This is a genomic window from Planococcus halocryophilus, assembly GCF_022489025.1.
Taxonomy (GTDB): Bacteria; Bacillota; Bacilli; order Bacillales_A; family Planococcaceae; genus Planococcus; species Planococcus halocryophilus_A.
The window spans coordinates 61,443-76,132 of the sequence record NZ_JAKVTG010000010.1 but is presented as its reverse complement, the minus strand read 5'-3'; the positions used below and the strand labels follow the sequence as shown (position 1 = coordinate 76,132).

14 protein-coding genes are annotated in these 14,690 nt (G+C 39.0%); 8 read left to right on the top strand and 6 right to left on the bottom strand.

Annotation, left to right across the window (positions count from 1 at the left end; translation table 11 throughout):
- The first annotated feature begins 71 nt into the window (after window positions 1–71).
- The 4 genes from MLE13_RS12245 to MLE13_RS12230 are packed head-to-tail and all read left to right on the top strand — an operon-like array spanning window position 72 to window position 3,404.
- Window positions 72–662 (top strand): Ykof family thiamine-binding protein, encoded by a 591-nt coding sequence (locus MLE13_RS12245; protein WP_240749970.1) that lies wholly within the window; start codon window positions 72–74, stop codon window positions 660–662.
- 1 nt (window position 663) lies between these two features.
- The gene (locus tag MLE13_RS12240) at window positions 664–1,245 is read left to right on the top strand and encodes an ECF transporter S component (protein WP_008497491.1); all 582 of its coding nucleotides are present in this window, start codon (window positions 664–666) and stop codon (window positions 1,243–1,245) included.
- On the top strand, window positions 1,238–2,668 hold the full coding sequence (locus tag MLE13_RS12235) for an ABC transporter ATP-binding protein (protein ID WP_240749969.1): 1,431 nt from the start codon (window positions 1,238–1,240) through the stop codon (window positions 2,666–2,668). The genes MLE13_RS12240 and MLE13_RS12235 overlap by 8 nt, the downstream gene beginning before the upstream one ends.
- Entirely contained in the window at window positions 2,649–3,404 is a 756-nt protein-coding gene (locus MLE13_RS12230) for an energy-coupling factor transporter transmembrane component T family protein (protein WP_240749968.1), read from the top strand. The genes MLE13_RS12235 and MLE13_RS12230 overlap by 20 nt, the downstream gene beginning before the upstream one ends.
- A gap of 272 nt (window positions 3,405–3,676) precedes the next feature.
- On the opposite strand, the gene MLE13_RS12225 is transcribed toward MLE13_RS12230, so the two are convergent.
- The 5 genes from MLE13_RS12225 to MLE13_RS12205 all read right to left on the bottom strand — a co-directional run bounded on the left by MLE13_RS12225 (window position 3,677) and on the right by MLE13_RS12205 (window position 10,193).
- Complete coding sequence (locus MLE13_RS12225) at window positions 3,677–5,632, bottom strand: phospholipase D-like domain-containing protein (protein ID WP_240749967.1); 1,956 nt, start codon at window positions 5,630–5,632, stop codon at window positions 3,677–3,679.
- 152 nt (window positions 5,633–5,784) lie between these two features.
- Window positions 5,785–6,645 (bottom strand): glycerophosphodiester phosphodiesterase, encoded by an 861-nt coding sequence (locus MLE13_RS12220; RefSeq protein WP_240749966.1) that lies wholly within the window; start codon window positions 6,643–6,645, stop codon window positions 5,785–5,787.
- Between the two features lie 875 nt (window positions 6,646–7,520).
- Entirely contained in the window at window positions 7,521–7,940 is a 420-nt protein-coding gene (locus MLE13_RS12215) for a sporulation protein (RefSeq protein WP_240749965.1), read from the bottom strand.
- Window positions 7,941–8,000: 60 nt separating this feature from the next.
- On the bottom strand, window positions 8,001–9,188 hold the full coding sequence (locus MLE13_RS12210; RefSeq protein WP_240749964.1) for an AI-2E family transporter: 1,188 nt from the start codon (window positions 9,186–9,188) through the stop codon (window positions 8,001–8,003).
- 57 nt (window positions 9,189–9,245) lie between these two features.
- Window positions 9,246–10,193: an LCP family protein gene (locus MLE13_RS12205; RefSeq protein WP_240749963.1), complete on the bottom strand. Its 948-nt coding sequence runs from the start codon at window positions 10,191–10,193 to the stop codon at window positions 9,246–9,248.
- Window positions 10,194–10,455: 262 nt separating this feature from the next.
- Between MLE13_RS12205 and msrA the strand changes: the two genes are divergently transcribed.
- Window positions 10,456–10,986 carry a peptide-methionine (S)-S-oxide reductase MsrA gene (gene msrA, locus MLE13_RS12200; RefSeq protein WP_240749962.1) on the top strand — a complete coding sequence of 177 codons (531 nt, stop codon included), beginning with the start codon at window positions 10,456–10,458 and terminating at the stop codon, window positions 10,984–10,986.
- A gap of 84 nt (window positions 10,987–11,070) precedes the next feature.
- Window positions 11,071–11,388 carry a hypothetical protein gene (locus tag MLE13_RS12195; protein WP_240749961.1) on the top strand — a complete coding sequence of 106 codons (318 nt, stop codon included), beginning with the start codon at window positions 11,071–11,073 and terminating at the stop codon, window positions 11,386–11,388.
- Here the strand turns inward: MLE13_RS12195 and MLE13_RS12190 are convergent.
- Window positions 11,385–12,554 (bottom strand): CynX/NimT family MFS transporter, encoded by a 1,170-nt coding sequence (locus MLE13_RS12190; RefSeq protein WP_240749960.1) that lies wholly within the window; start codon window positions 12,552–12,554, stop codon window positions 11,385–11,387. The two genes, MLE13_RS12195 and MLE13_RS12190, sit on opposite strands and share 4 nt — an antisense overlap.
- 166 nt (window positions 12,555–12,720) lie before the next feature.
- Between MLE13_RS12190 and MLE13_RS12185 the strand changes: the two genes are divergently transcribed.
- Entirely contained in the window at window positions 12,721–12,954 is a 234-nt protein-coding gene (locus MLE13_RS12185; protein WP_240749959.1) for a hypothetical protein, read from the top strand.
- Between the two features lie 107 nt (window positions 12,955–13,061).
- Window positions 13,062–14,669, top strand: coding sequence for an ABC-F family ATP-binding cassette domain-containing protein (locus MLE13_RS12180; protein WP_240749958.1), 1,608 nt, complete (start codon window positions 13,062–13,064; stop codon window positions 14,667–14,669).
- The last annotated feature ends 21 nt before the right edge of the window (window positions 14,670–14,690 follow it).

Sequence of the window (14,690 nt, the reverse complement as noted above, 5' to 3'; positions counted from 1 at the left end):
TATTTGTAGATTATGGCTGCATCTTCACGGATGCGGTCTTTTTTGTGCACATTTTTAAGGAGGAATTATACATGGAACCATTGCAATGCGGTACTAGCCCAATTGTCGGATTTCGCTTTTCGTTACATCCAATGACAGGAGATTTTATTAACGTAATCAAAGGAGCTTTAAACGAAACGGATACTTCAAATGTATGGATGCATACAGATGATGTCTCTACCGTTATTCGCGGCAAACAAATTCACGTCTTTAACGTTGTCAAAGCTTTAACATTACATGCAGCGAAAACTGGTGAACACGTCGCGTTATCTGGCACTTTTTCGATCGGCTGTCCTGGCGATTCATCAGGCGATGTCTTTTTGGAAAAAGACGATATGTTATTAAACACAGATGACACAAAACAATACGTTTCTTCGCAATTTGCATTATACCCAATGAACAATCCTGATTATATGTCCGTGATTTATCGTGAAGTCGATCGCGCTAAACAACAAGGCGTTTTTAACGACTCGATGCATTATGCGAGTGGTATCCACGGTGATATTCACGATGTCTTTGCTTTTTATGAAGAAGCGTTTACGAATGCTCGCTCTGTGGAACACCGTCATTTAGTCATGACCGTATCGATGAGCATTAACAGCCCATCTCATGGAGGTGCTTAACATGCTAAAATCGTGGAAATTAAAAGAAGTCGTCTTAATGTCGTTATTTGCGGTTGTCTTTGGCATTGTTTATTTGTTGTTTGTCCACGTTGCAAATATTTGGGCAGCTGTAATAGGACCACTCGCATATGAATGGATGTTTGGCATTTGGTTTATCGTATCAATTATTTGTATGTACATTATCCGCAAACCCGGCGCTGCTTTTCTATCTGAAACAATGGCAGCTGCTATTGAAGTTTTAATCGGCAATGCTGTAGGCCCTCGATTAATCTTAACAGGTGTTGTACAAGGACTTGGCGCAGAAGCAGCATTTGCATTGACTGGCTACAAACATTTTAATATTTTGGTATTAATGCTTGCCGGAATCGGTTCGGCAGTTTTCAGTTTTGTATATGGCTATTTTGTCTCAGGCTATGCTGCGCTTGACCCGTCGTTCGTTGCGTTAATGTTTACTATTCGCGTGCTTAGCGGTGCTATCATCGCAGGAATTGGTGGTAAGTATATTGGAGATGCCTTACTTGCGACAGGTTCGCTGCGAGGTTATGCCATTGCACGTACGAAAAAAGGTGATGTGAATGCCTAAAGAGATCCTCTCTTTAAACAATTTGTCATTTCGATTTCCAGAAGATCAAACGGCAACGTTACAAGATATTTCTTTTGCCGTCTCAAAAGGCGAGAAACTTGTTATTTCTGGTCCAAGTGGCTGTGGTAAAAGCACTCTCTTGTATTTGTTAAACCGTTTGTATCCTGATAATTGCGATGGCTCTGTTGACGGGGAAGTTTTGTTATTCGGAAAACCAGCAACAGACTATGCACCTGGTGAAATCAATCACCGCATTGCGACCGTTTTTCAAGATCCCGATTCTCAATTTTGTATGCCTACTGTTGAAGACGAACTAGCTTTCACATTAGAAAATTTACAGATCCCTTTTGACAAAATGGAAGCTCGAATCACAGCCGTATTAGAACTAACTGGTCTAACCCATTTGAGACATACGATTATTCAATCTTTATCTGGAGGAACCAAACAACGTGTTGCAACAGCATGTACATTTATTATGGAACCAGAAGTGTTATTGCTCGATGAACCGTTGTCACATCTAGATCCCTATACGGCAAAGCAATTTGTTGAATGGCTCACAGAACTGCAACTTAAAACGCAATTGACGATTGTTGCAGTTGAACATCGTTTAGACAGTTGGGGAACATTCTTCGAACGCGAAATCCAGTTAGGTGAGAACGGGTGTCTCGTAAAAGATCATTTATTTTCACCAAAACAACCGATTTTATTTCCGGAACGGAAATCTGTACTTCTACCACAGACGGCTTTACAAGTTGAGAATTTGTCTGTCACGATTAAGAATAAACAATTGCTCACTCCGCTGTCATTTGCAGTGCATCGTGGTGAAATCGTTGTGGTGGCTGGACCAAATGGTAGCGGCAAATCGACATTGGTTAAATCCTTATGTGATATTTACAAACCGACGACCGGCACAATTCAATCAGATGGCACTGGCTATGTGCCTCAATCACCGGAATATTTGTTTTTGACACAAACAGTCCAAAAAGAAGTTGCTTATTCTGGTAGTTCAAACCCTACTGAAATTGCTTCATTAATGACTCGTTTACGTCTTGAAACAATTCGTGATGATCACCCTTTCGCGATTAGTCACGGACAAAAAAGACGCGTTGCGATTGCAGCAATGCTTGCTGATAAAAGGCCTGTTCTATTAATGGATGAACCGACTTCAGGTCAAGACACAGCTGCACTATTAGAACTTTTTGAGTTAATCGATCAGCGGTCTAAAGAAGGAACTACTTTTTTAATCGTGACACATGATATGGAATTTGCAGCAAGTTTAGCTGATTCTGTATTGCTTGTAAAAGACGGTGAACTGACTGGGAAATTTGACGCTAAAGATGTGTGGCATAATGAAGATTTGCTGGCATCTCACCACTTATTAGCACCGAAAGGAGTTGCTCGTTTTGCGGAATCTTTTGCATAACATGAATCCTTCGGTGAAGTTTATCGCAGTCACAATATCAATGCTCACAATCGCCTTCTTTTTCAATCCGTGGACACCTCTACTGTTTTGGGTCAGTATTCTATTATTGCAATTAACCATGAGCCATATTAACTGGAAGTTGTGGTTGTTGTTCATGCTACCTTTTTCCATTGGTGCTTTCGGTTATTTATGGACGACTGTAGTTTTTGGCGCAGATACTGGAGGCACAATCATTTGGTCGTTTGCAGGAATCAATGTAACCGACGAACAATGGGCACATGCATTGTCGCTATCTTTTCGTGTCATGGCATTTTCTAGTCTTTCTCTCATGTTCGCTTTTACAACAGATCCTGTAAAATTCATTTTAAGTTTAATGCAGCAGTTAAAACTGTCTCCAAAACTGGCATATGGCGTTATGGTTGGTTATCAGTTTTTACCTGTGATGAAAGATGAGTTTACTCAAATTCAACAAGCGCAACGGTTACGCGGTGCTGTAGTAGAAAAGCACAGCTGGCAACGAATATTATCTATGCGCCGTGTGCTAATCCCAATGCTCGCAGGCGCTGTTCGAAAAGCGGAACGCTCTGCCTTTGCCATGGAAGCACGGGGATTTACAGGAGAGCCAAGAAACGCTTACTACCGCCCCATTCTTTTAAGTCGCATGGATTTTTTAATGTCTTTTGTTTTTCTAACGATTTTACTAACTAGTTGCCTTGGTGGCATTTGGTTGAGCTAAAGAATAGAAAAAGGAAATCCGAGTTTTTTGTGGATTTCCTTTTTTATATCATTCTATTATCTTGCATACTTGGGCTTGAACTTTGAAGTATATCCTTAAGTAGTTATTTACATAGTAAATAAAAAACAGATTAATCTCTCAAATAATTAAAACGATTTAATTCCAAATGACAGCTTCTTTTATGTTTACATAATATAGTTAAAATTTTTATGTTAAAAAAAGACTGCTAAGAACTATTCAATCTTAACAGCCATACCTCTTTTTCTGTTCCTTTAGTTTACTGCTCCGCCAGCTTTCGTGTACCTGACATTGAACTCCTGCACAAATTGGTTTGTAATGGCTCCATCATGTATAAACAGCAGGTTTTCATCATTGATGTTATTCCCATTATTGCTCCAGTTCGTGGAACCTACAATGACCGTCGGATCACTGTTTGTGTCTGCATCGATCATCATCGTTTTACTATGAAGTTTGCGCGACTCATTGCCTGTGTAAACAGGTGCGGGGTTAGCCCAGCGAGTGTTCGGGTTATCAACGCTTTCCTGTGAAGCAGTCCGCCCCGTCATATCCACACTGGCAGACCACCACTGATTCCAGAAGCTTTGATCAAATACACCTTTGATATCAAAGCCCGTCAATGTACCTTCCAAATCATTATATGATCCTTCCCATAAATTCTTTAACTCATCGACCAGTCCTTGATCGCTCCAGGCAAAAATGGTGAAGTAAGTATTCACATTAGCGGACGTTCGAACAAACTCTCTCATTTTCCCGACCGCATCATCACCGGCCGAAAAGTAAATTTCAACAATTTTCCCATTCACATCAACTTCATGTATCGTATTGTCAATCTTCCGTGTGTTGAAATTAGCAGCTTCACTGTCAGGCGATAGCGTATAGCTGCCCCACATTTCATCGAATTCAACTCTGAATACATCCGCCAATGCCGGCCAGTTGATCTCGACTACATGTTGCTGGTTGCCATCCAACACGCCTTGTTCCATATTGGTTTCAGTGCCGTATAAGCCGGTTACTGTGAAGTTCCAGCTTCCTGTAAAAACCCAGCGATTATCAATGACGGCAAATTTATTATGCATTTGTGTCCCGGGGCTATAGTAGGCATCGGTGCTTTTTTCTTCAGCCTCAACAAACAGATAACCGGTTTCGTCACTATTTCCGACTGCAACGGTTTCCAGCGGGAAATCTTCTGGTGTGGCAGGCAAGCCAAAATCGGTTCTGGCTGAACTGTCTTCCACAGCAAACATCGGAGAATCAGAGAATACATAAATGTCATCCGCAGTTCCAACTTTTCCATCCTGTCCCCTTACCATTTTCTCTACTTGCAATCGCATCGTCTTGAACCGTTCAACATAATTCGGGTCAGCTGCATCTTTTGCATCCGCTATCACGCGTACATCAATGCCTTCTGCCGCTTTCGCTATTAACGCATCCACAATGCCAGGTAGATTAATTTCATATGTTGCAAAGTCGATGCTGGTCGTCGCTTGATTCAAGCGTTCGATCAAGCGGGTTTCCAGATTCACATTATAGTTTGCTTCATTCCCCGAACTTGCATAGGAAACATCTGCACATTTGTTAAAGTAAACGTTAATAGCACCTTCCGCTTCAGAAACGTTATTCAAATGTTCCGTTCTGTCGGTGGAGCCTTTCACTTTTGAATTGACTGCCCGCGGAGTGCCGTTCCCTCCATCGTAGCTTTTCGTAGAATCAATCCAGTTGGTGGCTTCGGTGCCGGCCACAAGCGGATCAGCTCTTTCCATTGTGGCCTTTGCTGTGTTATCCCCAGCATACCAAGCATCTGCACTGTCTATTAAAACGCCAGAAGAATCTCTCAGTTCAAGGATCTCTCCTCCATTATCCAACGCCCCTGTATAAATCAAGTCAGCCGCAACGCCAGCAACAGTGTTGTCATTCGTTCTTTCCAATAAATAATAACCCCCTGCCGCAATGGAGCCAGAAAGGCTAATTTCGGGACTGCTATCGGTGGCGCGCAAAGTCCATCCGTTGATATCTACTGCTAAGTTTGTCGTGTTATGTAATTCAATCCATTCGCTATTGTAGCTATAACTTGTACCCATCCAGGCTACTTCATTTATGGCTACCGTGCCTGTCGTCGCTGCCTGTACTTCTTGATCTAATCCGATACCAGGTGCTATAAAAGAAATCATAAGTGCAAAGATCAATGCAAGATGTAACGGTTTCCTCATTTTCCTAACCCCTTTTCCTTTTTGTGTTTCTATGCTCATCAAGCCCCTTATTGGGGATGTTCTTTCTTGTGCTATTTTGAAGTTGTTTTTAAATTCATACGAAGTAAAATAAGACAGGTAGAGAGTTCCCTACCTGTCTTTCCACTATGAAATTACGAGTTTTTTACAGGATGGGAGTAAACATGCTCCGGATAATCTGTAATAATTCCATCTACATTTAAATCGAATAGTCGTAAAGCTTGTTCTTGTGACCTTGAAGTGTATGGATAAATATCCATTCCTGCCTCATGAACATTACTAACCAGCTCATCCGTTACAATCTTCATTGTTGGATTGAAATAATCAGCATAAGTCGCAAACTGAGCTAATTGTTCTTCTGTTACGTCTGCCCAACTTCCTCCTGTCAGAACGCCATGAGAGAGATTAGGTAAAAACTCTTTCGATTTTTTCATAGATTCATGGTTAAAGGATTGGATGATGATTTTATTATTATTCGGTGCACTCATATTCTTTTCAATCAAAGCATCCGCAACCTTCTCCTCCACTCCTGGATAAAGTTCTGGTGCCTTCAATTCGACTAAAATTCCAACTTTCCCATGAAACTCAGCCAATACTTCCTCAAAAGTAGGAACCCTTTCACCGGTAAATGCTTCATTAAACCAGCTACCGGCATCTAACTGCCTAATTTCCTCTAACGTTAAATCGCCAACTTTGCCGGTTCCGTTTGTTGTACGATCTACAGTGATATCATGAATAACAACGAGCTCTCCATCTTTTGTCATTTGCACATCAATTTCAATATAGTCCGCCTTCATTTCAAACCCTTTTTGAAAGGCTCCCATTGTATTTTCAGGTGCGTGTCCAGAAGCTCCACGGTGTGCGATGTTCACCATTTCTTGCTGTTCCTGTTTCGATATCATCTTTACTTCTTCTCCGTGTTCAGCTGCAAGTCCAGATCCGGTAAAGGATGCCATTACAAGGCTTGCTGCTAAAATAGTCATCATCCGTTTCAAATAACCACTCCTTTTGTATTTGTTAACTCTAGTGTAAGCAATGAATATATAGCAGGTATTAATAGAGCATTAATAAAATGTAAATTAAAGTAAATTTTCGTTTTTCTAAAATCCCTCTTTACTTCCTCTTGTGTTCTCACAGCAACTTCCTGAAAATCCATCAACAAGGTAGGTCAAGGATTTCCTGTTGGCTTTCTTTAAAGACTTTAAGAAGATGCGGTTGATATTCAGGTTGTGTTCAGAAGACAAATAACGGATGATTCTTTCGGAAGAAGAATTCAACTCAGATGCCATAATCACAATTCTGTACATTTTATTTAGCTCTTCTGGCAAGGACGATAAAACCCGTTCAGCAAATACTTCAGCCAAACTCTTGTCCAAATAGTTTCAATAGTCGATTCGACTTTTTAAATATAGCTGGCAACGAATATTATCTATCCGCTGCTCGCAGGCGCAGTTCAAAAATCAGAACTCTGCTTTTGCAATGGAAGCACGAGGATTTACCAGCGATCCTAGAAATGATTATTAACGCCCCATTCTTTTAAGTCGCACGGATTTTTTAATGTCTTGTGTTTTTCTAACAACTTTACTAACTAGTTGCCTTGGTGGCATTTGGTTGAGCTAAAGAATAGAAAAAGGAAATCCGAGTTTTTTGTGGATTTCCTTTTTTATATCATTCTATTATCTTGCATACTTGGGCTTGAACTTTGAAGTATATCCTTAAGTAGTTATTTACATAGTAAATAAAAAACAAATCAATCTTTCAAATGATTAAAATAATTTCTAAATAAATTTTACCTCGAGTTTACATAACATCATTATTTTTCTTTTTAATAAATTTATTCATTTTTATGCAAAAAAAAAGAGCCGATAACTCAGCTCTCTAATGTTCCATATGTGATTGCGTCTTCATCTCGTGCATTCACTCCATTTTTCACATGGACAATCGTACGTAAAATAAGTTTGGCATTTTGATTTTCCAATACCCAACGTTCATCCGGTACAATTTCAAACTGCTGCATAACCGTATCTTTAGATTTCACTGATCCTGCAAACTCCATCGATTGTTTTGCCACAATTGTTTCGTAAAAATCAAAATCACTATCGTCACGCGTGTCCTCCACAAGTCTAATTACATTCAATTCGATAAAATCAATTGTTTGTTCCCCGTCGCCACCATCAAGATAAATCGTCCCATTTAATGTCTCGCCTTCTTCAAGATGTGGCCTTTCTACAACTGTATTTACTTTTAATGAACCAATGCCAATAGATGATAAAAAATCTTTGAACTTCATAAACTTGAAACCCCCAAATTAAGTTAGTTGTTAATAGACAACCTTTCTTTTATAACAACTTCATAGCTCTGTATAATCGTATTGATTTGATAAATTGGTTTCATGTCGATTATACCGACGTTTAAACAATTTATAAGAATGAGATACGAGCACTCGCAGTAAAGCATACATTGGAATACCAAGAATTACCCCAACAACTCCAAACAATGAGCCTGCAGTTAATAGGACAAAAATGATCGTCACCGGATGGATAAACATCGTCTTGCCCATAACTTGTGGTGATATTAAGTTTCCTTCTACTAATTGCACAACTGTCCAAACAATTGCCAGTTTAACGAGCATAAATGGCGACGTAACTAAAGCGATGATGGCAGCTGGCGCAATGGCAATCGCAGGACCAATATAAGGAACTATGCTAGTGACCATCGCAAGAACACCTAGTAATAATGCGTACTCCATACCGATAATCAAGAAACCAATATAGACCATCACTCCAATACAAAAAGCAACAATCAATTGACCTTGAATATATGCACCTAATTGTTTATTTGCCTCTGAAAACACTTCTCGCGTATCATCTCGAAATCTCGGTGGCAATAGTTTTAAGAAGTACTCAGGTAATTTTTCCCCATCTTTTAATAAATAAAACAATATAAACGGCACAATGACGATCGATAAAATCACACCCGTAATCGTTGAGATTAATCCTGTAATACCAGAGATAATGCCAGTCACTGTATTTTGAAGCGTGTCCGCAATATTGCCTGGTAACGTTGCAAGTAACGTATCCAACGTGAAATTAGATTCACTATAATAATCACCAACAAACGAGGTTCTCAAAAACCCATCAACAGATGTTACTAATTGCATAAAAATTTCCGGGAAATCCACGATTAAATTTTGAAATTGAGAACGTAAAAACGGAAATACCAATACGCTTAGTAATGTGATCAAACCAATTGCGCCGAGGAAGATAATTATAATTCCCCAAATACGAGAAATTTTAAACTTCTCTAACATGCGCAATATGGGTCTGAGTAAGTAAAAAAACACTAATGCCAAAACAATTGGCAATACTACTGTTTTCATAAAAACAGTAACTGGGTGAAAGATAAATGAAACTTCCTTGAAAACAAAAATGACGAATCCAAGCAATAATAAGGAGAACAATGTAAATAAAGTATTTCTGCCACCTAAAAATCGAATATAATTGGTGGAAAAAAATGATTGCTTGTCCTCTGGCTCCATAAGCTTCCTCTTTTCTGATTAAACTTTATACCTCATTTTATCATAATCGTAGCCCATTTAGTTTAAGGGTTGCGACAAAAATTCACTCAATACTTGTTTGTTCATATCAAGGTCAATATCAAGAACTGAACCAGCATGAGCGTAGTTGCCATAACTATAGCCGTTTTCAACTGGCAAAGTTAATCGTTCAACTTCCCCACTGCCACTAATGGTTAATTGAGTCGCTAACTTTATTTGATCTGTTAAGGGCATATCCGTTTGAACATAGCCTTGTAGCGTACCTGCTAATTTAGGCAATTTTGGAATAGTTGAAACAGTTGCCATTTCATCTTTCATAGCCGCAATTACTTGCTGCTGTCTTCTGACACGACCAAAATCCCCTTCTTCATCTGCTCTAAAACGAGCATATCCCAACAGTTCTTTCCCATTTAGCTTTTGAACTCCTGGAGTTAAAGTTACACCGATATTTTCTGACATTTCTTTTTCAACATTAATTTCAACACCACTTGGTACTGCTACATCGACAAGACTTTCAAAACTCTCAAAGTCGATTAATGCGTAATGATGAATTTCAACTCCAAACATTTGTCTAAGTGTTTCTGCAAGCAAATCCACTCCACCTAAATAATAGGCTGTATTGAGTTTATACGATTGATAACCCGGAATGTCTGCATAAATATCTCGCATAAATGAAGTCAGTTTTATTTCATCATTTACTTTATCATGTGTTACTAACATCATTGTATCCGTACGCGATTTTTCTTCTCCTCGTGAGTCAACACCTAATACTAATATGTTTTCGTAATCTTTATTTGCCTCATCTTCATCAAATAGAACTGGCTCTTGCGCTGATGTATCTGCTATGTCTTTACCTTCTTTAAATTGTAGGAATGCATAAGTGCCGATAGCGATTAAAGCGACTAGGAGCAGGAAGACGATGCCGCGCAGCCGAAATCTTCTTTTTCTGCGTTTTTTTCTTTTTATAGGTTGTAATTCTTCTTCCATAATAAATACACTCCTCTCTGAACTTTCACGTCAATATGACGCGTTGTTAGGCATTAAGTTTCGGTATTTCGTTTTAAATTTAAACAAATAAGCTTTATTGATATCCCTTACCAAACTCGGTTCACACGTAAATACGAAAATCGTCTTTATTTATCAAATCTGTTATTATTAAAATGACTTTAGTTTGATAAAAGACATTTTTATTGTCGGAAAACCGCGAAAGTGGTAATATTTCCTTAGCAACTTGAGAGGAGACATAGTTATGACTGAAAAAGCGACATTTGCAGGTGGCTGTTTTTGGTGCATGGTTAAACCATTTGACCAGTTTGATGGCATTGAACAGATCGTTTCTGGCTACAGTGGTGGCCATATAGAAAATCCTACATATGAACAAGTAAAGACTGGTACAACTGGCCATTTGGAAGTAGTGGAAATCACATTCCAGCCCGATGTCTTCTCTTATGAACAATTACTAGATATTTTTTGGCAACAAATAGACCCTACTGATGACGAAGGGCAATTCCAAGACCGTGGTCCTTCTTATCGCGCAGCTATTTTTGTTCATAATGAACGTCAACGTGCCATTGCCGAAAAATCAAAACAAGAGCTTGATACGGGTGGACGTTTCAACAAACCTGTCGTAACCGAAATTCGCGATGCGACGCCATTTTATGCAGCAGAAGATTACCATCAAGATTTTCACAAGAAAAACCCTGAACATTATAAGAGCGATCGTGCAGCATCTGGTCGTGATGAATTTCTTTCCTCTACATGGGAAAAAGTTGACGTTTAATACGTCAGCTTTTTTTACCCTATTAAGTTTTTTGATTATTCTACCAATTAACAGTTCTATTTTATAGTTTAGGGAGGTACTCGATTGAAACTCATTGAATCTATTGATCCCATTATTATGCAATTGGTGATTGTTCCGATTTTCGTTATCGGAATCGGTATATGGCTAGCACTTCTTTCTAAAAAAATATATATCGGTCCGATTACAACAATGATTTTGACATTGACGTACAATTATTGGTATTTCACATCTTTTTTTCCCGATTCAAAACTATCGTTTACAATGGTGTCCTCTTGGTGCATCATCTTTCCTTTAATATCTCTTTACCTTTCGTGGTTCATATTCATGCAACTTCAAAGCATTAAAGAATTTTTTCTATTAGAGCCCAAAGAATTCGATTAATTTCTTTTATGAAGTAATATTGCAAATATCAGCATCAATCCTATAAAACTTAAAAATAATAATAAAGTAATATCATGATTACCTGTTTGATCATAAATCACACCAATAACTAAAGGCATGAAAGCCGAAATCATATATCCACCCGATTGTGTCATGGCAGTCCAACTATTGGCTTCGTCTGCCGTTGTGGTTTCATCAAGAGGCATCAATAAGGCAATTGGGAAAAGACCACCTAGCGCCACACCGATAAAAGCTGCAGCTACCCAGACCAAGTTTACAGAACCGAACATCAGTAAAAGTACACCGAACGAGCCTGAACTTAAAACGAGCACAGTCCATACTAACCGATTCGGAAATTTATCAAAAAATAACGGAATGCTAATATTCCCTATGATTTGAACGGCCGTCATTAAAGTGAGCACACCACCAGCAGCCAACACGGACATGCCTTTATCGATCGCGATAGGAGCAAGCCAGGTGAGCATTGAAAAAAACAAAGCTGATTGAGAACCAAAAAACAGCAGCATATACCAAGCTCGTTTACTTTTTAATGGAGACTCTTGTGTCATTTTAAAGACTGAAGCTTCCACTTTTTCTTCAGCCGGTTGTTCCACTCGTAGCCAGATACTAATCGCTATTACTGACAACAAACTCCAACTAGCAATAGCTAACGGCCAATCCGAAATGGTATAAAATACACCCGTCAATCCTGCCGCCAATGTTGCCCCCAGACCCATACCAAACGAGTAAACACCGATTAATGCGGGCGTTCGTGTTGGGAAATTATGCTTTATAATCGCTGACAAGAGTGGACTAATCACCGCTATAGCGACACCAATAAAAAATGCACTAAGTATTAACGATGGATAACTAGGTAAAAACCCTCTTAATAAGGTAAACACTCCGATTACACCTAATAAAAAAGCGATTGAACGTTTCATGCCAAACTTCCGACCAAAAACTATCGCTAATGGCGCAAACAGCCCCATACAAAAAACAGGAACCGCCGTTAGTAAGCTGACTTCACTATTACTTAAATTCAAATCAACCCGAATAGGTTCAAGCATTGGACCAATTGACGAAATTGCTGGACGTAAATTTAACGCAACAAACAAAATCGCTATTACCATTAACCCAAGTGCCGACTTTCTTTTCTTCTCAGACACATTTTCCCCTCCATAAAATAAAGCTTTAACGCTTTATGATAAGCATCTTTCTAAAGCAAGATTTTCTTATCAATTTATTTAGATTATGCTCAAAATGACGATAACCCCAAACTTGTGTTCTCTATCTTACATCATTTAAAATAGAGAAGTGAAAGGCGGTTTGTCAATGAAACTCGTAAATTGGAGTTATGCGAAACGCTATAATATAAAAGCGATTTTCGATGATTTTCCACATGTCGTCGTATTGTTCCGCCAGATTGGTGGCTATTACTTTATCTATTCAATGAAAGGTCTCACGCCAGAACATATTCCTGGCCGCCGAGAATATGTGCAAATGGAATACTTGTTAAATAAAGAACTTGGTTCTCTAGAAGCTTATTTAGAGCGTAAATTAAGATAAAATAACCCTATATTCTCAGTTTATCCGAGACCACGCCTGAATGCTATCGATTTCCGTGGAATTCGTGGTATACTAATCTTATTGTGAAATTTAGGAGGTACGTATACATGATAGCTGCAACTGATGTAAGTCTTCGCTTTGGTGACCGTAAGCTTTTCGAAGATGTAAATATTCAATTTAACCCTGGTAACTGTTACGGATTAATTGGTGCCAATGGTGCCGGAAAATCAACATTTGTTAAAATCCTTTCTGGTGAACTTGAACCCCAATCTGGAAATGTTTATATGGGCTCTGGTGAACGACTTGCTGTACTAAAGCAAAACCACTTTGAGTACGAAGAACATGTAGTTCTTGAAACCGTCATTATGGGACACAAGAAATTATATGAAGTAATGTCTGAGAAAAATGCGATTTATATGAAAGAAGATTTCTCTGATGAAGATGGCATGCGCGCTGCTGAACTTGAAGGCGAATTCGCTGAATTGAACGGTTGGGAAGCTGAATCTGAAGCAGCAATCTTACTTCAAGGTCTTGGAATTTCTGAAGATCTTCATGATAAGAAAATGGTCGAATTATCTGGTTCTGATAAAGTAAAAGTGCTTTTAGCACAAGCTTTGTTTGGTAAACCTGATGTTCTCTTACTAGATGAGCCTACTAACCATTTGGACTTGAAAGCAATCCAATGGCTAGAAGAATTTTTGATGAACTTTGCGAATACCGTTGTTGTCGTTTCCCATGACCGTCACTTCCTTAACAAAGTATGTACGCATATTGCTGATCTTGACTTCGGGAAAATTCAACTATATGTCGGTAACTATGACTTTTGGTATGAATCAAGCCAATTGGCAACACGTTTAGCATCTGATCAAAACTCGAAAAAAGAAGAAAAGATTAAAGAACTTCAAGCTTTTATCGCTCGTTTCTCCGCCAACGCTTCAAAATCGAAGCAAGCGACGTCACGTAAGAAAATGCTTGATAAAATTGAGTTGGATGACATTCGTCCCTCTTCTCGTAAATATCCGTTCGTTAACTTTACAGTTGGCCGTGAAATCGGGAACGATGTGTTAACAATTAAAGACCTTAGCCAAACCGTAGACGGCAACAAATTATTGAACAACATCAGCTTTAACATGAGCAAAGAAGACAAAATCGTCTTAATCGGCGATCCGCTTGCAAAATCGGCACTGCTTCGTATTTTAGCTGAAGAAGACCAACCAGAATCTGGTGAATGCCGTTGGGGCGTAACCACTTCCCGCGCTTACTTACCAATCGATAACGCAAGCTATTTTGGAGGTAGTGAAACCTCATTGGTAGACTGGCTACGCCAGTATTCTCCAGAAGATGAAAGTGAAACTTTCTTACGCGGATTCCTTGGTAGAATGTTATTCTCAGGAGAAGAAGTTAAAAAGAAACCTTCTGTTTTATCAGGTGGCGAAAAAGTGCGTTGCATGCTTTCAAAAATGATGCTATCACACTCGAATGTTCTATTATTAGACGAGCCAACTAACCACTTGGACCTTGAGTCTATCCAAGCATTAAATAACGGGATGATTGCCTTTAAAGGCGCAATGGTCTTCACTTCTCATGACCATCAGTTTATTCAAACCGTTGCAAATCGCGTGATTGAAATCCGTGAAGACGGATCAATTCTTGATAAGCAATTAACTTATGATGATTTCTTGGAATGGAAAGAAACACAAGGAATCACAAACTAATACGAGCAGCAGCCCTTCTCA

Excerpts from the sequence above, each read along its gene's own strand:
- MLE13_RS12245 (WP_240749970.1), top strand. The coding sequence starts at position 72 with ATGGAACCATTGCAATGCGGTACTAGCCCAATTGTCGGATTTCGCTTT.
- MLE13_RS12240 (WP_008497491.1), top strand. The coding sequence starts at position 664 with ATGCTAAAATCGTGGAAATTAAAAGAAGTCGTCTTAATGTCGTTATTT.
- MLE13_RS12235 (WP_240749969.1), top strand. The coding sequence starts at position 1,238 with ATGCCTAAAGAGATCCTCTCTTTAAACAATTTGTCATTTCGATTTCCA.
- MLE13_RS12225 (WP_240749967.1), bottom strand. The coding sequence starts at position 5,632 with ATGAGGAAACCGTTACATCTTGCATTGATCTTTGCACTTATGATTTCT.
- MLE13_RS12215 (WP_240749965.1), bottom strand. The coding sequence starts at position 7,940 with ATGAAGTTCAAAGATTTTTTATCATCTATTGGCATTGGTTCATTAAAA.
- MLE13_RS12210 (WP_240749964.1), bottom strand. The coding sequence starts at position 9,188 with ATGGAGCCAGAGGACAAGCAATCATTTTTTTCCACCAATTATATTCGA.
- MLE13_RS12205 (WP_240749963.1), bottom strand. The coding sequence starts at position 10,193 with ATGGAAGAAGAATTACAACCTATAAAAAGAAAAAAACGCAGAAAAAGA.
- msrA (WP_240749962.1), top strand. The coding sequence starts at position 10,456 with ATGACTGAAAAAGCGACATTTGCAGGTGGCTGTTTTTGGTGCATGGTT.
- MLE13_RS12185 (WP_240749959.1), top strand. The coding sequence starts at position 12,721 with ATGAAACTCGTAAATTGGAGTTATGCGAAACGCTATAATATAAAAGCG.
- MLE13_RS12180 (WP_240749958.1), top strand. The coding sequence starts at position 13,062 with ATGATAGCTGCAACTGATGTAAGTCTTCGCTTTGGTGACCGTAAGCTT.